This is a genomic window from Streptomyces sp. NPDC050546, from assembly GCF_044457425.1.
Taxonomy (GTDB): Bacteria; Actinomycetota; Actinomycetes; order Streptomycetales; family Streptomycetaceae; genus Streptomyces.
Window position 1 is genome coordinate 335248 of record NZ_JBITGX010000006.1, and the last position, 20513, is coordinate 355760.

17 protein-coding genes are annotated in these 20513 nt (G+C 71.6%); 6 read left to right on the forward strand and 11 right to left on the reverse strand.

What is annotated here, in order from left to right; all coding sequences use genetic code 11:
* Positions 1-77 precede the first annotated feature (77 nt).
* From ACIBK5_RS17570 to ACIBK5_RS17580, 3 genes are all read right to left on the reverse strand, one after another.
* Entirely contained in the window at positions 78-1538 is a 1461-nt protein-coding gene (locus ACIBK5_RS17570; RefSeq protein WP_399020561.1) for a glutamate synthase subunit beta, read from the reverse strand.
* Positions 1531-6129, reverse strand: a complete 4599-nt coding sequence (gene gltB / locus ACIBK5_RS17575; RefSeq protein ID WP_399020823.1) for a glutamate synthase large subunit — start codon at positions 6127-6129, stop codon at positions 1531-1533. Before gltB ends, ACIBK5_RS17570 begins: the two co-directional genes overlap by 8 nt.
* Before the next feature lie 385 nt (positions 6130-6514).
* Positions 6515-7246, reverse strand: coding sequence for a VIT1/CCC1 transporter family protein (locus tag ACIBK5_RS17580; RefSeq protein ID WP_399020563.1), 732 nt, complete (start codon positions 7244-7246; stop codon positions 6515-6517).
* 227 nt (positions 7247-7473) lie between these two features.
* Between ACIBK5_RS17580 and ACIBK5_RS17585 the strand changes: the two genes are divergently transcribed.
* The 6 genes from ACIBK5_RS17585 to ACIBK5_RS17610 are packed head-to-tail and all read left to right on the forward strand — an operon-like array spanning position 7474 to position 14388.
* Positions 7474-8490, forward strand: a complete 1017-nt coding sequence (locus ACIBK5_RS17585) for an ADP-ribosylglycohydrolase family protein (RefSeq protein ID WP_399020565.1) — start codon at positions 7474-7476, stop codon at positions 8488-8490.
* Entirely contained in the window at positions 8487-9764 is a 1278-nt protein-coding gene (locus ACIBK5_RS17590) for an ADP-ribosylglycohydrolase family protein (RefSeq protein ID WP_399020568.1), read from the forward strand. The genes ACIBK5_RS17585 and ACIBK5_RS17590 overlap by 4 nt, the downstream gene beginning before the upstream one ends.
* Positions 9765-9771: 7 nt before the next feature.
* Positions 9772-10941 carry an ADP-ribosylglycohydrolase family protein gene (locus ACIBK5_RS17595; RefSeq protein WP_399020570.1) on the forward strand — a complete coding sequence of 390 codons (1170 nt, stop codon included), beginning with the start codon at positions 9772-9774 and terminating at the stop codon, positions 10939-10941.
* A complete protein-coding gene (locus tag ACIBK5_RS17600) occupies positions 10929-12353 on the forward strand; it encodes an ADP-ribosylglycohydrolase family protein (RefSeq protein ID WP_399020572.1) in 1425 nt (474 codons plus the stop codon). The genes ACIBK5_RS17595 and ACIBK5_RS17600 overlap by 13 nt, the downstream gene beginning before the upstream one ends.
* Positions 12350-13567 carry a CaiB/BaiF CoA transferase family protein gene (locus tag ACIBK5_RS17605; protein ID WP_399020575.1) on the forward strand — a complete coding sequence of 406 codons (1218 nt, stop codon included), beginning with the start codon at positions 12350-12352 and terminating at the stop codon, positions 13565-13567. The genes ACIBK5_RS17600 and ACIBK5_RS17605 overlap by 4 nt, the downstream gene beginning before the upstream one ends.
* A complete protein-coding gene (locus ACIBK5_RS17610; protein WP_399020577.1) occupies positions 13564-14388 on the forward strand; it encodes an HpcH/HpaI aldolase/citrate lyase family protein in 825 nt (274 codons plus the stop codon). Before ACIBK5_RS17605 ends, ACIBK5_RS17610 begins: the two co-directional genes overlap by 4 nt.
* Before the next feature lie 65 nt (positions 14389-14453).
* Here the strand turns inward: ACIBK5_RS17610 and lgt are convergent, their stop codons facing one another.
* The 8 genes from lgt to ACIBK5_RS17650 all read right to left on the reverse strand — a co-directional run bounded on the left by lgt (position 14454) and on the right by ACIBK5_RS17650 (position 20482).
* Positions 14454-15389 carry a prolipoprotein diacylglyceryl transferase gene (gene lgt / locus ACIBK5_RS17615; RefSeq protein ID WP_399020579.1) on the reverse strand — a complete coding sequence of 312 codons (936 nt, stop codon included), beginning with the start codon at positions 15387-15389 and terminating at the stop codon, positions 14454-14456.
* A gap of 84 nt (positions 15390-15473) precedes the next feature.
* On the reverse strand, positions 15474-16250 hold the full coding sequence (locus ACIBK5_RS17620; RefSeq protein WP_399020581.1) for a DsbA family protein: 777 nt from the start codon (positions 16248-16250) through the stop codon (positions 15474-15476).
* Between the two features lie 86 nt (positions 16251-16336).
* Positions 16337-17155 carry a tryptophan synthase subunit alpha gene (trpA, locus tag ACIBK5_RS17625; RefSeq protein ID WP_399020582.1) on the reverse strand — a complete coding sequence of 273 codons (819 nt, stop codon included), beginning with the start codon at positions 17153-17155 and terminating at the stop codon, positions 16337-16339.
* The gene (trpB, locus tag ACIBK5_RS17630) at positions 17152-18438 is read right to left on the reverse strand and encodes a tryptophan synthase subunit beta (RefSeq protein ID WP_399020584.1); all 1287 of its coding nucleotides are present in this window, start codon (positions 18436-18438) and stop codon (positions 17152-17154) included. The genes trpA and trpB overlap by 4 nt, the downstream gene beginning before the upstream one ends.
* Positions 18439-18573: 135 nt before the next feature.
* Positions 18574-18744 (reverse strand): tryptophan biosynthesis modulator TrpM, encoded by a 171-nt coding sequence (trpM, locus tag ACIBK5_RS17635; RefSeq protein WP_399020586.1) that lies wholly within the window; start codon positions 18742-18744, stop codon positions 18574-18576.
* A gap of 21 nt (positions 18745-18765) precedes the next feature.
* Positions 18766-19575: an indole-3-glycerol phosphate synthase TrpC gene (trpC, locus tag ACIBK5_RS17640; RefSeq protein WP_184596632.1), complete on the reverse strand. Its 810-nt coding sequence runs from the start codon at positions 19573-19575 to the stop codon at positions 18766-18768.
* A gap of 139 nt (positions 19576-19714) precedes the next feature.
* Positions 19715-20149: a DUF2752 domain-containing protein gene (locus ACIBK5_RS17645; RefSeq protein ID WP_399020589.1), complete on the reverse strand. Its 435-nt coding sequence runs from the start codon at positions 20147-20149 to the stop codon at positions 19715-19717.
* 81 nt (positions 20150-20230) lie between these two features.
* Positions 20231-20482, reverse strand: coding sequence for an HGxxPAAW family protein (locus tag ACIBK5_RS17650; protein WP_399020591.1), 252 nt, complete (start codon positions 20480-20482; stop codon positions 20231-20233).
* Positions 20483-20513: the final 31 nt, after the last annotated feature.

Consider the following 20513-nt stretch of genomic DNA (forward strand, 5'->3'; position numbering starts at 1 on the left):
CGTTCGTCCGGTCGGGGACAAGGGGCAGGCGCCGTCTGTGTTCCGCACGCCTTTGTACGGGACGTTCTGGGGTGCGCTCAGACCATCAGCGCACGGTCCGTCGGGCGGATCGGAGCCGGCAGCTCGCTGACGCCCGTGAGGCGGCGGTCCACCCCGCGCGCGGCCGAGCGGCCCTCCGCGATCGCCCACACGATGAGCGACTGGCCGCGGCCCGCGTCACCGGCGACGAACACGCCCGGCACATTGGTCTGGAAGTCGGCGTCGCGGGCGATGTTGCCCCGCTCGTCGAGGTCCAGGCCGAACTGGTCCACGAGGCCGTTCTCCCGGTCGGTGCCGGTGAAGCCCATGGCGAGGGTGACCAGCTGGGCGGGGATCTTGCGCTCGGAGCCCGGCTTCGGGGTCAGCTTGCCGTCGATGAACTCCACCTCGGTGAGGTGCAGCCACTGGACGTTGCCGTCCTCGTCGCCCTCGAAGTGGGTCGTCGACACCGAGTAGACGCGGTCGCCGCCCTCCTCGTGCGCGGAGGTGACCTTGTACAGCATGGGGAAGGTCGGCCACGGCTGAGAGGTGTTCCGCTCCTCGCCCGGGCGGGGCATGATCTCCAGCTGGGTGACGGAGGCCGCGCCCTGGCGGTGGGCGGTGCCCACGCAGTCCGCGCCGGTGTCGCCGCCGCCGATGACCACGACGTGCTTGCCCTCGGCCGTGATGGGGGGCGCCACGAAGTCGCCCTCCTGGACCTTGTTGGACAGGGGCAGGTACTCCATGGCCTGGTAGATGCCCTGGAGCTCGCGGCCGGGCACGGGCAGATCGCGGGCCGTGGTCGCGCCGACGGCCAGGACCACCGCGTCGTACCGCTTCTTCAGGTCCGTCGCCTTCAGGTCGCGGCCGATCTCGATGCCCGTACGGAAGCGGGTGCCCTCCGCGCGCATCTGCTCGATACGGCGGTTGATGTGCCGCTTCTCCATCTTGAACTCGGGGATGCCGTAGCGGAGGAGGCCTCCGATGCGGTCCGCGCGCTCGTAGACGGCGACCGTGTGACCGGCCCGGGTCAGCTGCTGGGCGGCGGCCAGACCGGCCGGGCCCGAGCCGACGACCGCGACCGTCTTGCCGGAGAGGCGCTCCGGGATCTGCGGGGCGACGTCCCCGGTCTCCCACGCCTTGTCGATGATCGAGACCTCGACGTTCTTGATGGTGACGGCCGGCTGGTTGATGCCGAGCACACACGCCGACTCACAGGGAGCGGGGCACAGACGGCCCGTGAACTCCGGGAAGTTGTTCGTGGCGTGCAGCCGCTCGGAGGCGGCGGCCCAGTCCTCGCGGTAGGCGTAGTCGTTCCACTCGGGGATGAGGTTCCCCAGCGGACAGCCGTTGTGGCAGAACGGGATGCCGCAGTCCATGCAGCGGCTGGCCTGCTTGCTGATGATGGGCAGCAGGGAGCCGGGGACGTAGACCTCGTTCCAGTCCTTGAGGCGCTCCTCGACCGGGCGGGACTTGGCGACCTCGCGGCCGTGGTTCAGAAAGCCCTTCGGGTCAGCCATTGATCGCCGCCTCCATCATCTTCTCGTGGGTCTCGGTCTCGGAGAGACCGGCTCGCTCGGCGGCGTCCTTGGCGGCGAGCACTGCCTTGTACGTGCTGGGGATGATCCTGCTGAAGCGCTCGACAGCGGTGTCCCACTCGGCCAGGAGCTTCTCGGCGACGGTCGAGCCCGTCTCCTCCTGGTGGCGGCGGACCACGTCGTGCAGCCACTGCTTGTCGGTGTCGTCCAGTGGCTCCACGGCGTCCACGTTGCCGACGTTGACGTTGTCGCGGTCCAGGTCGATGACGTACGCGATACCGCCGGACATACCGGCCGCGAAGTTGCGGCCCGTCTCGCCGAGCACCACCGCGTGACCGCCGGTCATGTACTCGCAGCCGTGGTCGCCCACACCCTCGGAGACGACCGTCGCGCCGGAGTTGCGGACACAGAACCGCTCGCCGGTGCGTCCGCGCAGGAACAGCTCGCCGCCGGTCGCGCCGTAGGCGATGGTGTTGCCCGCGATCGTCGAGTACTCGGCGAGGTGGTCGGCGCCCCGGTCCGGGCGGACGATCACACGGCCGCCGGAGAGGCCCTTGCCGACGTAGTCGTTGGCGTCGCCCTCCAGGCGCAGCGTGACACCGCGCGGCACGAACGCGCCGAAGGACTGGCCGGCGGAGCCGGTGAAGGTGATGTCGACGGTGTCGTCGGGCAGGCCCGCACCGCCGAACTTCTTCGTCACCTCGTGGCCGAGCATGGTGCCGACCGTGCGGTTGATGTTGCGGATCTGCACCTGGGCGCGCACCGGCTGGGCCTCGGTGGCGTCCGAGGCGGACAGGGCGTCGGCGGCCAGCTTGATCAGCTGGTTGTCGAGCGCCTTCTCCAGACCGTGGTCCTGGGCGATCAGCTGGTGGCGGACCGCGCCCTCGGGCAGCTCGGGCACGTGGAACAGCGGCTCCAGGTCCAGGCCCTGCGCCTTCCAGTGGTCGACCGCGCGGGTGACGTCGAGGGTCTCGGCGTGGCCGACGGCCTCCTCGATGGAGCGGAAGCCCAGCTCGGCGAGGATCTCGCGGACCTCTTCGGCGATGTACTTGAAGAAGTTCACGACGTACTCGGCCTTGCCGGAGTAGCGCTCGCGCAGCGTCGGGTTCTGGGTGGCGATGCCGACCGGGCAGGTGTCCAGGTGGCAGACGCGCATCATGACGCAGCCGGAGACGACGAGCGGCGCGGTCGCGAAACCGAACTCCTCGGCGCCGAGCAGCGCGGCGATGACCACGTCACGGCCGGTCTTGAGCTGGCCGTCGGTCTGCACGACGATGCGGTCGCGCAGGCCGTTGAGCAGCAGCGTCTGCTGGGTCTCGGCGAGGCCGAGCTCCCAGGGACCGCCGGCGTGCTTGAGCGACGTCAGCGGCGAGGCGCCCGTACCACCGTCGTGGCCGGAGATCAGGACGACGTCCGCGTGCGCCTTGGAGACACCCGCGGCGACCGTGCCGACGCCGACCTCCGAGACCAGCTTCACGTGAATCCGCGCCTGCGGGTTCGCGTTCTTCAGGTCGTGGATCAGCTGGGCCAGGTCCTCGATGGAGTAGATGTCGTGGTGCGGGGGCGGGGAGATGAGGCCCACGCCCGGCGTCGAGTGACGCGTCTTGGCGACCCACGGGTAGACCTTGTGGCCGGGCAGCTGGCCGCCCTCGCCGGGCTTGGCGCCCTGGGCCATCTTGATCTGGATGTCGTCCGCGTTGACCAGGTACTCGGAGGTCACACCGAAGCGGCCGGAGGCGACCTGCTTGATGGACGACCGGCGGGCCGGGTCGTAGAGACGCTCCGGGTCCTCGCCGCCCTCACCGGTGTTGGACTTGCCGCCCAGCTGGTTCATGGCGATGGCGAGGGTCTCGTGCGCCTCCTGGGAGATGGAGCCGTACGACATGGCGCCCGTGGAGAACCGCTTGACGATCTCGGAGACCGGCTCGACCTCGTCGATGGAGATCGGCTCGCGGCCCGACTTGAAGCCGAACAGGCCGCGCAGCGTCATGAGCCGCTCGGACTGCTCGTTCACACGCTCGGTGTACTTCTTGAAGATGTCGTAGCGGCCGGCGCGCGTGGAGTGCTGGAGGCGGAAGACCGTGTCCGGGTCGAACAGGTGCGGCTCGCCCTCACGGCGCCACTGGTACTCGCCGCCTATCTCCAGCGCGCGGTGCGCCGGGGCGATGCCGGAGGCCGGGTAGGCCTTGGCGTGGCGGGCGGCGACCTCCTTGGCGATGACGTCGATGCCGACGCCGCCGATCTTGGTGGCCGTGCCGTTGAAGTACTTCTCCACGAAGGTCTCGTCCAGGCCGACGGCCTCGAAGACCTGGGCGCCGCGGTAGGAGGCGACGGTCGAGATGCCCATCTTGGACATGACCTTCAGCACGCCCTTGCCGAGGGCGTAGATGAGGTTGCGGATGGCCTTCTCGGCCTCGATGCCGGGCAGGAAGGTGCCGGCGCGGACCAGGTCCTCGACGGACTCCATCGCCAGGTACGGGTTGACGGCGGCGGCGCCGTAGCCGATGAGCAGGGCGACGTGGTGGACCTCGCGGACGTCACCGGCCTCGACCAGCAGGCCCACCTGGGTGCGCTGCTTGGTGCGGATGAGGTGGTGGTGGACGGCCGCGGTGAGCAGCAGCGACGGGATCGGCGCATGCTCGGCGTCCGAGTGGCGGTCCGACAGGACGATCAGCCGGGCGCCGTTCTCTATCGCGGCGTCGGCCTCGGCGCAGATCTCCTCGATGCGCGCGGCCAGCGTGTCACCACCGCCGTGCACCCGGTACAGGCCGGACAGCGTCGCGGCCTTGAAGCCGGGCATGTCGCCGTCGGCGTTGATGTGGATGAGCTTGGCCAGCTCGTCGTTGTCGATCACCGGGAAGGGCAGCAGGACGCTGCGGCAGGAGGCCGCGTTCGGGTCGAGCAGATTGCCCTGCGGGCCCAGCGCGGAGCGCAGCGAGGTGACGAGCTCCTCGCGGATCGCGTCCAGCGGCGGGTTGGTGACCTGCGCGAACAGCTGGGTGAAGTAGTCGAAGAGCAGCCGCGGGCGGTCCGAGAGCGCCGCGATGGGCGAGTCGGTGCCCATCGAGCCGATCGGCTCGGCACCGGCCTTGGCCATCGGCGCGACGAGGACGCGCAGCTCCTCCTCGGTGTAGCCGAAGGTCTGCTGGCGGCGGGTGACCGAGGCGTGGGTGTGCACGATGTGCTCGCGCTCGGGCAGGTCGCCCAGCTCGATCTCGCCGGCCTCCAGCCACTCCGCGTACGGGTTCTCGGCGGCGAGCTCGGCCTTGATCTCGTCGTCCTCGATGATGCGGTGCTCGGCGGTGTCCACGAGGAACATGCGGCCGGGCTGGAGGCGGCCCTTGCGGACGACCTTGGCCGGGTCGATGTCCAGGACACCGACCTCGGAGCCGAGGACGACGAGGCCGTCGTCGGTGACCCAGTAGCGGCCGGGGCGCAGGCCGTTGCGGTCGAGCACGGCGCCGACCTGGACGCCGTCGGTGAAGGTGACACAGGCCGGGCCGTCCCAGGGCTCCATCATCGTGGAGTGGTACTGGTAGAAGGCGCGCCGGGCCGGGTCCATGGAGTCGTGGTTCTCCCACGCCTCCGGGATCATCATCAGCACGGAGTGCGGCAGGGAACGGCCGCCCAGGTGCAGGAGTTCGAGGACCTCGTCGAAGGAGGCGGAGTCGGAGGCGTCCGGCGTACAGACCGGGAAGATCCGCTCTATGGCCTTGTCGTCGGAGCCGAACAGCTCGGAGCCGAGCTGCGACTCGCGGGCGACCATCCAGTTGCGGTTGCCCTTGACGGTGTTGATCTCACCGTTGTGCGCGACGAACCGGTAGGGGTGGGCCAGCGGCCACGACGGGAACGTGTTCGTCGAGAACCGGGAGTGCACGAGCGCGACCGCGGAGGCGAACCGGCGGTCGGACAGGTCCGGGAAGAAGGGCTCCAGCTGGCCGGTGGTCAGCATGCCCTTGTAGACGATGGTCCGCGCGGACAGCGACGGGAAGTACACACCGGCCTCGCGCTCGGCGCGCTTGCGCAGCACGAAGGCCTTGCGGTCGAGGGCGATGCCCGTCGAGGAGCCGTCGCCGACGAAGATCTGGCGGAAGACCGGCATGGTCGACCGGGCCGTGGCACCCAGCAGCTGGGGAGCGACCGGCACCTCGCGCCAGCCAAGCACGGTGAGGCCCTCTTCGGACGCGATCGTCTCGATCTTCGAGACGGCGTCGGCGGTGGAGTCCTCCGGCAGGAAGGCGATACCGACGGCGTAGCCGCCGGCCTCGGGCAGATCGAATCCGGCCACGTCACGGAAGAAGGCGTCCGGGACCTGCGACAGGATGCCGGCGCCGTCGCCGGAGTCGGGCTCGGAGCCGGTGGCACCGCGGTGTTCGAGGTTGCGCAGGACGGTCAGAGCCTGCTCGACCAGCGTGTGGGACGCCTCGCCTGTGAGGGTGGCGACGAAGCCGACGCCGCAGGCGTCGTGCTCGTTGCGGGGGTCGTACATACCCTGCGCAGCAGGGCGAGCATCCATGAACGACCAGTTCTGGCCATTCGCGGAGTGCTGGGACGGCTGGCGCGGCGTACGCATCGGCTCTCCCGTCGTCGTCATGTGGCATATGCAAGGTGCCGAGGGACGACGTTGGCCCTCTGCGTGATCGCAAAATTTCGTGCAGGTTACATGATGGAGCGGTTCTCGGGAAGCGGGATAATCCGTTCCAACATGCGGACACCGCGGGTGCGCGGCGGGGGTTCCGCGCCGACGGTGGAAGCTATGGGGGGCCAGTACGGAACGACCGGGTGAGATCGATGCCCGTCGGGCCCGATGGCGGAACGGGCGTCTTCGCCCCTCCCGCTGGGGGGTGCGCGGCGAGCGTCATTGCCCGCAGCGCTTACGGCTCATGCCCCGTGGTTCCACATCCGAAACCAGCGAGTAACGGCTACTTATACGGCCCCACGCATAAGTCCGAGCCGAGCTATCCTACGGCCGTTCCGAACAAGGTGCCCAGGGCGTACGTCACACCGGCCGCCGCGCCTCCCAGGAACAGCTGCCGCAGCCCGCTGTACCACCAGGTGCGGGCCGTCACCTTGGCCACCACAGCGCCACACAGGAAAAGCCCCAGCAGCGCCAGGAGCACGGCGGGCCACAAGCTGCTCGCACCCAGCAGATACGGCAGTACGGGGACCAGCGCGCCGAGCGCGAAGGAGCCGAAGCTCGACACCGCGGCCACCGTGGGCGAGGGCAGATCGCTCGGGTCGATACCCAGCTCCTCCCGGGCGTGGATCTCCAGCGCCTGCTCCGGATCCTTCGACAGCTGCCGGGCGACCTCGTCGGCCAGCTTCGGCTCGACCCCTCTCGACCGGTAGAGCGCGGCGAGCTCTGCCTCCTCGTCCTGCGGGTGCTTGCGCAGCTCACGCCGCTCCACGTTCAGCTCGGCCTCGACGAGCTCACGCTGCGAGGCCACCGAGGTGTACTCGCCGGCGGCCATGGAGAAGGCTCCGGCGGCCAGACCCGCGAGTCCGGTCAGGACGACGGTCTGCTGACTCACGGCCCCGCCCGCGACACCGGTCATCAGGGCCAGGTTGGAGACGAGGCCGTCCATGGCACCGAACACCGCGGGACGCAGCCAGCCGCCGTTCACGTCCCGGTGCGTGTGGTTGTCCCGGTGCGCCTCGTGCAGCGTCGCCTCGGTCTCGATGATGGCCATGAAAGATCCCCGATTCCCTTGCCTCAACGGCTTCTTTGGACGAGTTCCAGATTTTTACAACACCCAAAGTACGCCGTGAATTCCGGCGCCGCCAGCAAGGAAAGGCTGCGCTAACCTGCGGTTTTACCCTTCTGCGCTCACTTGATCATGACCTCGCGCAGATGTCGACCGGGTGATGCTGAGGCTCCTGAGGCTCGGGCCGCTCGCCGGAGTGGGACACATCCCCCATGGCATCGATCGCCTGCATCCCCTCCGTCCCGGCGCCCGGGGACGCCGCCGAACTCCGCGAACGGGCACGGGGCGCGCTGCTGGGCCTGGCCGTCGGTGACGCCCTCGGGGCCCCGGCCGAGAACATGAAGCCCTCCGAGATCCGCGCCCGGTGGGGCCGTATCACCGGCTATGTCTCTGATAACCCGTCGGGCACGGACGACACCGAGTACGCGATCTTCTCCGGCCTCCTCCTGGCCCGGCACGGCTCCGCACTCACGCCGGCGCATGTGGAGGCGGCCTGGCACGAGTGGATCGCCGACCGCGACGAGGGCCCCTTCCGGGGCGCCGGCTTCAGCGAACGCGGCACGCTGGAGAACCTCCGCCGAGGCCTTGCCGCCCCCATCTCCGCCCAGCACCGGCATGCCTGGAGCGACGGCCTGGCCATGCGCGCGGCTCCCTTCGGGGTGTTCGCGGCGGGCCGCCCGGCGGAAGCGGCCCGCCTGGTGGCGATCGACGGCTCGGTGAGCCACGACGGCGAGGGCATCTACGGCGGCCAGGCGGTGGCGGCGGGTGTGGCGGCGGCGATGGCGGGCGCCCCGGCGATCGCGGTGGTGGCCGCCGCCCTCGCGGTCGTGCCCGACGACTCGTGGACGGCCCGCAGTCTGCGCCGCGCGGTCGCGGTGGCCCACCGCGGCGAACGGGCGGTCCGCTCCGCGGTCGTCATCGGCGGCTACCCCTGGACCGACCTGGCCCCCGAGGCGGTCGCCCTCGCCTTCGGCGCGTACGCGGCGGCCGACGGCGACTTCGAGCAGTCCGTTCTGACAGCGGTGAACATGGGCCGCGACGCGGACACGACGGCGGCGGTGGCGGGGGCCCTGGCGGGCGCGACACGGGGCGTCTCGGCGATCCCGGAGGCCTGGACCACCCCCATCGGCCCGGTCCGCGGCCGCTGCCTCCCGGCGATGGCGGGCTACCACGTACGGGACGTGGCGGACCTCCTGACAGCGGACAGCGAGACGGAGGTACTGACATGACCCCACTGGCACCGTCGGCCGCCGACGGCGAGAAGCATCCCCAGGGGCCTCTGCTCGCGGCCGCCGACGGCGAAGGCGCCCCACGGGAGACCAGGACCCCCCGGGTGACAGTCACGGACGGTGCACGGGTGGGAGACAAAAGGGCCGGAGGCGAAGCCGAGGCCAGAAGGCCCGAAGGCCTCCTGCTGGGGCTGGCCGCCGGAGACGCCGCCGGCTGGCCCGCCGCCCGCCACAGAGCCGCCCGCATGCCCGACTGGACCCGCCGCCTCACCCGCGAACTGGACACCTTCGCCGAACACAACGCCACCACCACCCTCCCCGTCCCCATCGCCCTGAACCAACCCCCCGAACCCCTCCGCCTCGGCCCCTCAGACGACGCCGAATGGGCGGCCTTCGCCGCGGAGGCGCTCCTCCGCGCCGGCGACGACACCGTCCTGAACGACCTCAGCCGGGAACGCCGCACCCGAGCCGCGATCGACCTCACCTGGAACGCCATCGCCAGCGAGGTCGCCGCCGCCGCGGACCGCGCCCCCGAGATCGAGTCCGCCGTCCTCCCCCTGCGCGCCCGCATCTCGGTCCGCGCCGGCCTCGGCAACCTCGCCACCGGCCTGCGACCGCCCGCCACCGGCCACGACAACCCGCACTACTTCGACGACGCGGCCTGTGTACGCGCCTGTGTCCTGGCCATGGCCCACCCGGGCGACCCGGGCCGCGCCGCCGCACTCGCCGAGTTCGACGCCCGCTACACCCAGGACGGCGACGGTGTGCACGGCGCCCGCGCGATGGCCGCGGCCCTCGCCCTCGCCCTGGCCGGCGCGCACGTCGACGCCTGCGTCACGGCGGCCCTCGCCGAACTCCCCGAGGAGACGGAGATCGGCCGCAACGCCCGGCACGCCCTGCGTCTCGCCGCCACGGCGGACAGCGCCTTCGCCCTGGTCCCGCCCCTGGAACACCAGATCGTCGACCACGTCTACAGCTACGGCATCGCCGCCGCCGAAACGGTCCCGGTCGCCCTCGCCCTGGCCACCGCCGCCCGCGGCCGCATCGCGGAGGCGGTCCCGGCGGCGGCCTGTCTGTCCCGGGTCGCGGACTCCGCCCCGGCCCTGGCGGGCGCCCTCACCGGCGCGCTGGGCGGCGGCGCCTCGATCCCGGCCTCCTGGCGGGAGACCTGCCGCACGCTCTCCGGCTGCGTCCTGCCCCGTCTCACCGGCACCGACCTCGTCGAACTCGCCGAACTCCTCGAAGCCGTACAACCGGCCCGCCCAGGTGGATGATGCGGCCATGCATCCCAAACCACATCAAAACACCCCACTGGACGAGCGGATCACCGGTGCCCTGGTAGGAGCCGCCGTCGGCGACGCCCTCGGCGGCCCCGTCGAGGGTTACGCGCCCGAGCAGATCCTCGAACGCCACGGCGGCCGCGTGCACGGCATCGTCAGCCCCTGGCACGGCGACGCCTGGCGCACGGCCCGCCCCCTCGCCCCGTACCACAAGGGCGACGGCCACGTCACCGACGACACCTTGATGACCCACGCCCTGGTCCGCGCCTACGCCCGGGTCCGCGACCACCTCGACGCCTACGCCGTCGCCGACCACCTGGTCCCCGACCTCATGACCGAGCCACGCTGGATCCCGGAGCTGGAGACCGAGGCCCTCCCCCTCCAGCGGATCTTCCTGGCGGAGAAATGGCTGGTGACGAGGATCCACTACGGCCATGCCGACCCGCGCGAGGCCGGCACCGGCAACATCGTCAACTGCGGCGCGGCGATGTACATGGCCCCGGTCGGCCTGGTCAACGGGGCCGACCCCCGTGCCGCCTACGCCGAGGCCCTCGACATCGCGGGCGCGCACCAGTCGTCGTACGGCCGTGAGGCGGCGGGCGTCCTGGCCGCGGCGGTCGCGGCGGCGTGCACGCCCGGGGCGACCCCGGACTCGGTCGTCACGACATGCCTCTCCCTCGCGAAGGACGGCACCCGCACCGCCATCGAGCGGGTCTGCGAGGAGGCCTCCCGGCACACGGACTTCGAGTCGGCGCTGCGCCCCCTGCGCGAGGCGGTGGCCCCCTACGACACGGTCGGCCCCGACTACCGGTCCCCCTCCCTCGGCGCCCGCCGCCCTTCCCGCCTGCACGCGATCGAGGAACTCCCCGTAGCCCTGGGCATGTTGCTCGTGGCCCGGGGCGACTACCGCCACGCGGTCCTCGGGTCGGTGAACTACGGCCGTGACTGCGACTCCATCGCCACGATGGCGGGGGCCATGGCCGGCGCCCTCGGCTCGCCGGTCCCCCAGGACTGGTCCAAGACCGTCGCGGAGGCCAGCCGCCTGGACCTCTGGGAACCGGCTACGACCCTCACGGCGGTCACCCGCGAGATCTTCGCCCGGGACGTATCCCGCCGGCGCGCCCACGAAGAGGCCTTCGCGTCCCTCGGAGGGCCGGAATGCTCCGACTGACCTGGGTCCAGCCGGAGGACCTGATCGGCCACGAACTCCGCCAGGCATCCCAGGACGGCCGCGAGCCCAAGGCGATCGCGACCCGCTGGCGAGCGGCGGGCGGACCCGACGCCCCTCTCACAGCAGGCGCCTCCCCGACCCCCGCGTCCCGCTACCTCCGCCAGTTGGCGAAAGACCTCCTGGACGAACTGGCGGACCTGCCGAGCACGTTGGCAGACGACGAACCAACGGACCTGGAGAAGATCAGGGCGCATTGGCCACCCAGCTGCGGGCAATCGTGCCGCTGGGGCGGCACGGGTGGGCGCAGCAGCACCCCGCCAGCGCGGGTGAGCGCCCCCACCCCGACCCCAGCCACCACGCCGCAGCACCTCGAAGCCGCCTGGCTGGGCCGAGCCGTCGGCTGCCTGCTCGGCAAACCAGTAGAGAAACTCCCCCTGGAAGCCATCCGCCAGTTGGCCCACTCAACAGGAAACTGGCCCCTCACCACCTACTTCACAGCCCGAGGCGTCCCGGCAGAACTCCTCACCGCACACCCCTGGAACCGCCGCTCGGCGACAACCTCCCTCGCCGAGAACATCGACGGCATGCCCGAGGACGACGACCTCAACTACCCCCTCCTCAACCTCCTCGTCCTCCAACGCCACGGCAGGACCTTCACCACCACGGACGTGGCCCGCACCTGGCTCGACGAACTCCCCGCCGGCCGCACCTTCACCGCCGAACGCATCGCCTACCGCAACCTCCTCACCGGCCTGGAACCCCCGCACACCGCTCGCCACCGCAACCCGTTCCGCGAATGGATCGGCGCCCTGATCCGCGCCGACGTCCACGGCTGGACCAACCCCGGCGACCCGGCCGCCGCCGCGGAACAGGCCCACCGCGACGCCACGCTCACCCACACCGCCAACGGCGTCTACGCGGCGATGTTCGCGGCAGCCACCATCGCGACGGCGGCGACAGGCGAACACGACATCCACACCTGCCTCCGCACCGGCCTCACCGTCGTCCCGCCACACTCCCGCTTGGCCCAGGCCGTCCGCCACGCCATCCAACTGGCCCACGAGCAACCGGACTTCGACACGGTCGTCGACGCACTCCACGCCACCCACGCCGTCACCCACCACTGGGTCCACGCCGTCCCCAACACCGCCCTGATCGCCGCCGCCCTCACCCACGCGAACGGCGACTTCTCCGGCTCCGTCTGCCGTGCCGTGAGCGGCGGCTGGGACACCGACTCCAACGGCGCGACGGCCGGCAGCGTCGCCGGCCTGCTGGCAGGACACCCGGCGGCCCTCCCCGACCGCTGGACGGCCCCGTTGAAGAACCGTCTCGCCACGTCCATCGGCGACTTCGACGGCATCGGCTTCGACGCACTCGCCCACCTCACGCACCGGGAGACCCACCGCCCATGACCGCTGCCACGACCGCGACCGCGCCCATGCCCGCTCCCCTCACCGGCCTGCGCGTCCTCGACCTCGCCACCCTCTTCGCCGGCCCGCTCGCCGCCACCCTGCTCGGTGATTTCGGCGCCGAGGTCGTCAAGATCGAGCACCCGGCGAAACCGGACCCCTCCCGCGGCCACGGACCGTCGAAGGACGGCGTCGGTCTGTGGTGGAAGATGCTCGGCCGCAACAAGCGCACCATCACCCTGGACCTGTCGAAGCCCGGCGGGCGCACCACCCTCCTGCGCCTCGCCGCCACGGCCGACGTGGTCATCGAGAACTTCCGCCCCGGCACCCTGGAGAAGTGGGACCTGGGCTGGCCGGAGCTGTCGGCCGCCAACCCCCGCCTGGTCCTGGCCCGCGTCACCGCCTTCGGCCAGTTCGGCCCCTACGCGCACCGCCCCGGCTTCGGCACCCTCGCCGAGGCGATGAGCGGCTTCGCCGCGATCACCGGCGAACCGGACGCGCCCCCGACCCTCCCGCCGTTCGGCCTGGCCGACTCCATCGCGGGCCTGACGACGGCGTACGCGGTGATGACCGCGCTGGCGGCACGCGAGCGCACCGGCGAGGGCCAGGTCGTCGACATGGCCCTGATCGAACCGATCCTGGCCGCCCTCGGCCCCCAGCCCCTCTGGTACGACCAGCTCGGCCACGTCCAGCCCCGCACCGGCAACCGCTCCCCCAACAACGCCCCGCGCGGCGTCTACCGCACCGCGGACGGCACCTGGGTCGCGGTCTCGACGTCGGCCCAGTCGGTCGCCGAGCGCGTGATGCACCTGGTGGGCCGCCCGGAACTGATCGACGAACCGTGGTTCGCCACGGGCGCCGACCGGGCCCGCCACGCCGGCCTCCTGGACGAGGCGGTCGGCTCCTGGATCGCCGCGCGCACCCGCACGGACGTCCTGGCGGCCTTCGAGAAGGCGGAGGCGGCGGTGGCCCCGGTCCAGGACGTCCGGGACGTGATGACGGACCCGCAGTACCAGGCCCTGAACACCATCACCACGGTCGACGACCCGGAACTGGGCCCCCTGCGCATGCAGAACGTCCTCTTCCGCCTCTCCGCCACACCCGGCGCGATCCGCTGGGCCGGCCGCCCGCACGGCGCCGACACGGACGAGGTCCTGACCGAGCTGGGCCTGTCCCCGGCCGACCTCACGGCGCTGCGCGCGGAGGGCGCCCTGTGACGGCGGCGTACCCGCTCACCTGGCTGTACGCCCCGGGCGACCGCCCGCACGTGGTGGCGAAGGCCCTCGCCTCCGGCGCCGACATCGTCGTCGTCGACCTGGAGGACGCGGTCGCCCCGGACCGCAAGGCCTACGCCCGCGCCGCCACCGCCGACCTGCTCGGCGACCTGCCGGCGATCCCGGTGCACGTCCGCGTCAACGCCCTGGACACCCCGTGGGCCGCGCCGGACATCGCGGCCGTGTCCCGCGCTCCCGGCCTCTGCGCCCTGCGGATCCCCAAGATCACCTCACCCACCGAGGTCGTCCGCATCGCCGAGCGCGCCGTCCCCCCGGGGCTGCCCCTGTACGCCCTGCTGGAGACGGCCCTCGGTGTGGAACAGGCGTACGCCGTCGCCGGCGCCCATCCGTCCCTGCGGGGCATCGCGCTCGGGGAGGCGGACCTACGGGCCGACCTGGGCGTACGGGACGACGCGGGTCTCGACTGGTCCCGCTCCCGGGTGATCGTGGCCGCCCGGGCGGCGGGCCTGCCCCCGCCGGCGCAGTCGGTCCACCCCGATGTCCGCGACCTGGAGGGCCTGGCCGCCTCCTGCGCCCACGGCCGTGCCCTGGGCTTCCTGGGCCGCGCCGCGATCCACCCCCGTCAGCTGCCGGTCATCGAACGGGCCTATCTGCCCACCGAGGCGGAGATCGAACACGCGGAGGCGATCCTCAAGGCGGCGGCGACGCAGCAGGGCGCCCAGGCTCTCCCGGACGGCTGCTTCGTCGACGCGGCGGTGGTGACGGCGGCCCAGCGCACGCTGTCCCTGGCCCGCCGCCGCTGAGACACGCCGAGGGCGCCCGGAGATCTCCGGGCGCCCTCGGTCGCACGTACACGTACGGCGGACGGTCAGGTCTTCTTCGCCGACCCGGCGCCGTCCTTGGCCTCGTCGTCCTTGGCCTCGTCGGCGTCCTTGCCGGCGTCAGCGGCGGCCTTCTCGCCCCCGTCGGCTTCACCGGCGGAAGCCTCCGCGCCGGGCTCGACGACCTCTTCCCGGCCGGGGCTCTTCTTCGACGAGATCACCAGGTAGGCGACCGCGAGCAGGAACACCAGGATCGCGGTCCACACGTTCAGCCGGAGGCCCAGGATGTGGTGGGCGTCGTCGACGCGCATGTACTCGATCCACCCGCGCCCCGCGCAGTACGCGGCGACGTACAGCGCGAACGCCCGCCCGTGCCCGAGCCGGAAGCGGCGGTCGGCCCAGATGACCAGGACCGCGACGCCGATGCACCACAGCGACTCGTACAGGAACGTCGGGTGGTAGGTGCCCGGCACCCGTCCGTCCGCCGAGGAAGTGATCTCCAGGGCCCACGGCAGATCGGTCGGCTTGCCGTACAGCTCCTGGTTGAACCAGTTGCCCCAGCGGCCGATGGCCTGGGCGAGGGCGATGCCGGGGGCGACGGCGTCGGCGTAGGCCGGCATCGGGATGCCGCGGCGGCGGCAGCCGATCCACGCGCCCAGCGCGCCCAGCGCGATGGCGCCCCAGATGCCGAGACCGCCCTCCCAGATCTTGAAGGCGTCCACCCAGTCACGGCCCTCGCTGAAGTACAGCTCGTAGTCCGTGATCACGTGGTAGAGCCGGCCGCCGACCAGGCCGAACGGCACGGCCCAGACCGCGATGTCGGCCACCGTGCCGGCCCGCCCGCCCCGGGCGATCCAGCGCCTGTTGCCGAGCCAGACGGCAACGAAGACGCCGATGATGATGCAGAACGCGTAGCCGCGCAGCGGAATGGGGCCGAGGTACAGCACCCCGCGCGACGGGCTGGGAATGAAGGCAAGTTCCATGGCAAGGTCGACGCTACCCTGCCGCACCGGGCCCACGGCAGGCAGCCCGGCTACGGGTCCATAACGGGGGCGTGAGAAAAGCCTTTACCCCTTGTTCGCCTCCAGCACCATCTTCTTCAGCTTCGCCGGGGTCATCGCCCGGTCCTGGTAGATGTTCTCGCCCTTGAACAGCACGGTCGGCGTGCCCGAGAAGCCGCCCTTGTCGAACGCCTGGTGGGACTTGGCGACCCAGCCGTTGTGCGTACCGTTCTGCACGCACTTACGGAACGCGGGGGTGTCCAGGCCGTCGACCTTGCCGGCCAGCTCGATCAGCTTGTCGTTGTCCGCATAGGCGTCGTCGACCTCCTGGGGCTGGTTGTCGAAGAGCACGTCGTGGTACGCGGGGTACTTCCCGGCGTCCTGGGCGCAGGCCGCAGCGTTGGCCGCGTTGCGGGAGCCGGTGCCGCCCATGTTGCCGTCGATGAGGGTGACCAGGTGGTACTCCACCTTCAGCTCGCCGGCCTTCGTCAGCTCGTGGATCACCGGCCGGTACGTCGTCTCGAAGGACTTGCAGGCCGGGCAGCGGAAGTCCTCCCACACCGTGAGCGTGGACTTGGCGCTGTCCTTGCCGACCGGAATGGCGAGGCCGTCCTTGCCCTGCGCTCCCGAGGGAGCCACGACCGGGCCCGACGCCTCGCTGTCGTCCTCCTTGCCGGCGTTGGCGGCGACGACGCCGATCACCGCCGCGAGACCCAGGACGGCGACGACGGCCCCGCCCACGATCAGCGCGCGCCGGCGCTTGTCCGCGGACTTCTGCTTCTCGCGCTCGACCGCCAGCTTCTCCCGGGCGGTGCGCTTTCCCTCACGGTTCTTCTCGCTCACACCCCGGAAACGAACCGGGGAGGCGCAGCGCGCCTCCCCAGCCCCAGGTCCACCCGTACGAGGGACCGGTATGACTTCCCGGTTTCTTACGCCTGCCGGCGCACACCCTTCGCGAGGTCGCCCGCGAGCGCGCGGACGGCCTCGACACCGGCCGCGTCGTCCGGGGCGTCCAGCATGGCCTTGACGAACGCCGAGCCGACGATCACGCCGTCGGCGAAGCGGGCGACCTCGGCGGCCTGGGTGGCGTTGGAGACGCCGAGCCCCACGCAGACCGGCAGGCCGGTGCCGGTGGCGCGGGTGCGTTCCACCAGGTTCTCGGCCTGCGAGCTGACGGTCGCGCGGGTGCCGGTGACGCCCATGAGGGAAGCGGCATAGACGAAGCCGCTGCCCGCGGCGGTGATGTCCGCGAGCCGCTCGTCCTTGCTGCTGGGGGCGACGACGAAGACCGTGGCGAGCCCGTGCTTCTCCGCGTGCTCCCGCCACAGCGCCGACTCCTGCACGGGCAGGTCGGGCAGGATGCACCCGGCGCCGCCCGCCTCGGCGAGCTCGGCCGTGAACCGCTCGACGCCGTAGCGGTCGATGGGGTTCCAATACGTCATGACCAGGATGGGCTTGCCGGTGGCCCGGTGGGCCTCGCGGACGGTGCGCATCACGTCGGCGATCTTGACGCCGCCGCGCAGGGCGATGTCGTCGGCGGTCTGGATGACGGGTCCGTCGAGGACGGGGTCGCTGTGCGGCAGGCCCACCTCGACGACGTCGGCGCCGCCGTCGATGACGGCCTTGATGGCCTCGATGCCGCCGTCCACGGTCGGGAACCCGGCCGGGAGGTAGGCGATGAGGGCGGACCGGCCCTCGGACTTCGCCGTGGCGAGGGTGTCGCCCAACAGCTGGATGTTGCCGCTCACTTGGCGTCCCCCTCGATCTCGGCGGTGTCGGTGTCCGCGTCGGCGGCGACCTCGGCGTCGGTGTCGTAGAGGCCGAAGTAACGGGCTGCGGTGTCCATGTCCTTGTCGCCGCGGCCGGACAGGTTGACCACGATCAGCCCGTCCTTGCCCAGCTCCTTGCCGACCTCGAGGGCGCCGGCCAGCGCGTGGGCGCTCTCGATGGCCGGGATGATGCCCTCGGTGCGGGACAGCAGGCGCAGGGCCTGCATGGCCGCGTCGTCCGTGACCGCGCGGTACTCGCCGCGGCCGGAGTCCTTGAGGTAGGAGTGCTCGGGGCCGATGCCCGGGTAGTCAAGACCGGCCGAGATCGAGTACGGCTCGGTGATCTGGCCCTCCTCGTCCTGGAGGACGTAGGAGCGCGAGCCGTGCAGGATGCCGGGCTCGCCGGCGGTGAGGGTCGCCGCGTGCTCGCCGGTCTCGACGCCGTGGCCCGCCGGCTCGCAGCCGATGAGGCGTACGTCCGTGTCCGGGATGAAGGCGTGGAAGAGGCCGATGGCGTTGGAGCCGCCGCCGACGCAGGCGACGGCCGCGTCGGGGAGGCGTCCGGCCCGCTCCAGGAGCTGGCGGCGGGTCTCGACGCCGATGACCCGGTGGAAGTCGCGGACCATCGCCGGGAAGGGGTGCGGGCCGGCGACCGTACCGAAGAGGTAGTGCGTGTGGTCGACGTTGGCGACCCAGTCGCGGAAGGCCTCGTTGATGGCGTCCTTCAGCGTGCGGCTGCCGGACTTCACGGCGATGACCTCGGCGCCGAGCATGCGCATCCGGGCGACGTTGAGGGCCTGGCGCTGGGTGTCGATCTCGCCCATGTAGATCGTGCACTCGAGGCCGAAGAGCGCGCACGCGGTGGCCGTGGCGACGCCGTGCTGGCCGGCGCCCGTCTCGGCGATGACGCGGGTCTTGCCCATGCGCTTGGTGAGCAGGGCCTGGCCGAGCACGTTGTTGATCTTGTGGGAGCCGGTGTGGTTGAGGTCTTCCCGCTTCAGGAAGATCCGGGCGCCGCCCGCGTGCTCGGCGAAGCGGGGCACCTCGGTGAGCGCCGAGGGGCGGCCGGTGTAGTTGACCAGGAGGTCGTCGAGTTCCTTGGCGAACTCCGGGTCGTGTTTGGCCTTGTCGTATTCGACGGCTACTTCGTCGACTGCGGCGACGAGGGCTTCGGGGATGAACTTGCCGCCGAAGGCCCCGAAGTAGCCTTCGGGGTTGGGGGTTTGACCCTCCGGGTCGGGGATGAAGAACTGGCTGGGCATGCGGAAACCTCACGGTGAGTGTGTGTGGAATGCACTAGTCGCCGTGGGGGCGGGGTTCGTCTGTTGACCGCGGGCCGTATGTGGCTTGTCGCGCCCGCGCGGCGATAGCCGCAAATCAAACAGAGCCCCGCGCCCCTAAAGGAAGGGGCGCTGCCATCGCATGCCGTTGACCTGGCCCGGCTCGTCACCGATGACGTACCGCACGCGGCGGCCGTGGACCCGGCGGGCCGGGGCTCGGCAGCCGCGGGGGCGGCAGCCGCGCGCGAGGCGGGCGTACCGGTCCACGGTCGTCAGGGTGGGAGTCATCGGGGCAAGCCTAGCGGGTGATCAGCTCCGGCCGTGCCGGAGTGCGGGGTGTTCGCCCGCCGCCACCAGGTCGGAGACCGCCGTCTTGGGGTCCTTGCCGGTGACGAGGGACTCGCCGACCAGGACCGCGTCGGCGCCGGCGTTGGCGTAGGCGATGAGGTCGTGCGGGCCGCGGACGCCGGACTCGGCGATCTTGATGATGTGGTCGGGGATCTCGGGGGCCAGGCGCTCGAAGGTGCCGCGGTCGACCTCGAGGGTCTTGAGGTTGCGCGCGTTGACGCCGATCACACGGGCACCGGCGTCGACCGCCCGCTCGACCTCGTCCTCGTCGTGCACCTCGACGAGCGGGGTGAGCCCGATGGACTCGGCGCGCTCGATGAGGGACTCCAGGGCGGGCTGGTCCAGGGCCGCGACGATCAGCAGGACGACGTCGGCACCGTAGGCCCGGGCCTCCCAGAGCTGGTACGACGTGACGACGAAGTCCTTGCGCAGGACCGGGATGTCGACACGGGCGCGGACCGCCTCGAGGTCGGCGAGCGAGCCCCCGAAGCGCCGCTGTTCCGTCAGCACCGAGATGACGGCCGCGCCGCCCGCCTCGTAGTCCGCTGCGAGCCCGGCCGGGTCGGCGATCGCGGCCAGCGCGCCCTTGGACGGGCTGGAGCGCTTTACCTCGCAGATGACCTTGACGCCGTCGCCGCGCAGCGCCGCCGCGCCGTCCTTGGCCGCGGGAGCCTTCGCCGCGCGCTCCTTGAGCTCGTCGAGGCTGACGCGCGCCTGCCGCTCGGCGAGGTCGGCACGGACTCCGTCGATGATCTCGTCGAGCACACTCACGCGAGCGGCCCCCTTCCAGACGCTTGACAGTTCCAGCGACCAGTCGAAAACCGATGGTCACTGCGATGGTATCCGCAGCGGGGCGTAGGCCTCACATCCGGTTGACGCCGGTCCCACTACCTGGACGTCTGCCCGTGGATCAAGGGTGGAGCCAGCCACCGAAGGGCAGGTTCCGGACAACCGTGAAGACCAGCAGCAACGCGCCGAGGCTCCACACCTGCGCCGGCCGGGGATCGATCCGCAGCGGGCGCCCGCGTACGGCGTGGACCACCCATACGGTCCACAGTACGGCGAAGCCCAGATAGCCGAGGACGGCGAGCGCGTTGTCCTGGAGCGCCGCGGCGAGGTCGCCGTGGACGAAGGCGTGCGCGCTGCGCAGCCCGCCGCAGCCGGGGCAGTACAGGCCGGTGTAGTGCAGCAGCGGGCACACGGGATAGTGACCGGGTTCGTTGGGGTCCACCGTGCCCACGTAGGCGAAGGCGGCGGCGACGGCCGCGAGCACCCCGGCGGGAGCGGCCAGGCGGCCCGGGACGCCGCGCGTCACCCTTCGGCTGTCGGTGTTCACGGTACGCATTGTGCCCCGCACGCGCGTGAGGGGCGGTCCCGGCACCCGAGTGCCGGCCGCCCCTCATGCGACAACGCGGTGTTCCGGGGATCAGCCCTGGGCGCGCGCCGGCTCGCGGTCGCCCGTCATCGCGTGCGGCTGGTGCAGGTCCTTGGGCTGGCCCATGCCCATCGCCCGCATGGCCATGCCGACGACACCGCCGAGCAGCACGACCACCATGCCGGCCCAGAAGCCCACCGGCTGGTCCAACACCATGAACGCGCCCGCGACGCAGAAACCGATGAAGGCGATCGTGACACCGGTCCAGGCGGCCGGGGTGTGACCGTGGCTGCTGCCCGCCATTGCTTGCTCCTCGTTGCTGTGTGCGTGTCTG

Excerpts from the sequence above, each read along its gene's own strand:
- ACIBK5_RS17595 (WP_399020570.1), top strand. The coding sequence starts at position 9,772 with ATGCATCCCAAACCACATCAAAACACCCCACTGGACGAGCGGATCACC.
- trpM (WP_399020586.1), bottom strand. The coding sequence starts at position 18,744 with ATGACTCCCACCCTGACGACCGTGGACCGGTACGCCCGCCTCGCGCGC.
- ACIBK5_RS17600 (WP_399020572.1), top strand. The coding sequence starts at position 10,929 with ATGCTCCGACTGACCTGGGTCCAGCCGGAGGACCTGATCGGCCACGAA.
- gltB (WP_399020823.1), bottom strand. The coding sequence starts at position 6,129 with ATGCGTACGCCGCGCCAGCCGTCCCAGCACTCCGCGAATGGCCAGAAC.
- ACIBK5_RS17570 (WP_399020561.1), bottom strand. The coding sequence starts at position 1,538 with ATGGCTGACCCGAAGGGCTTTCTGAACCACGGCCGCGAGGTCGCCAAG.
- trpB (WP_399020584.1), bottom strand. The coding sequence starts at position 18,438 with ATGCCCAGCCAGTTCTTCATCCCCGACCCGGAGGGTCAAACCCCCAAC.
- ACIBK5_RS17605 (WP_399020575.1), top strand. The coding sequence starts at position 12,350 with ATGACCGCTGCCACGACCGCGACCGCGCCCATGCCCGCTCCCCTCACC.
- ACIBK5_RS17645 (WP_399020589.1), bottom strand. The coding sequence starts at position 20,149 with ATGCGTACCGTGAACACCGACAGCCGAAGGGTGACGCGCGGCGTCCCG.
- ACIBK5_RS17590 (WP_399020568.1), top strand. The coding sequence starts at position 8,487 with ATGACCCCACTGGCACCGTCGGCCGCCGACGGCGAGAAGCATCCCCAG.
- lgt (WP_399020579.1), bottom strand. The coding sequence starts at position 15,389 with ATGGAACTTGCCTTCATTCCCAGCCCGTCGCGCGGGGTGCTGTACCTC.
- ACIBK5_RS17580 (WP_399020563.1), bottom strand. The coding sequence starts at position 7,246 with ATGGCCATCATCGAGACCGAGGCGACGCTGCACGAGGCGCACCGGGAC.
- ACIBK5_RS17650 (WP_399020591.1), bottom strand. The coding sequence starts at position 20,482 with ATGGCGGGCAGCAGCCACGGTCACACCCCGGCCGCCTGGACCGGTGTC.
- ACIBK5_RS17585 (WP_399020565.1), top strand. The coding sequence starts at position 7,474 with ATGGCATCGATCGCCTGCATCCCCTCCGTCCCGGCGCCCGGGGACGCC.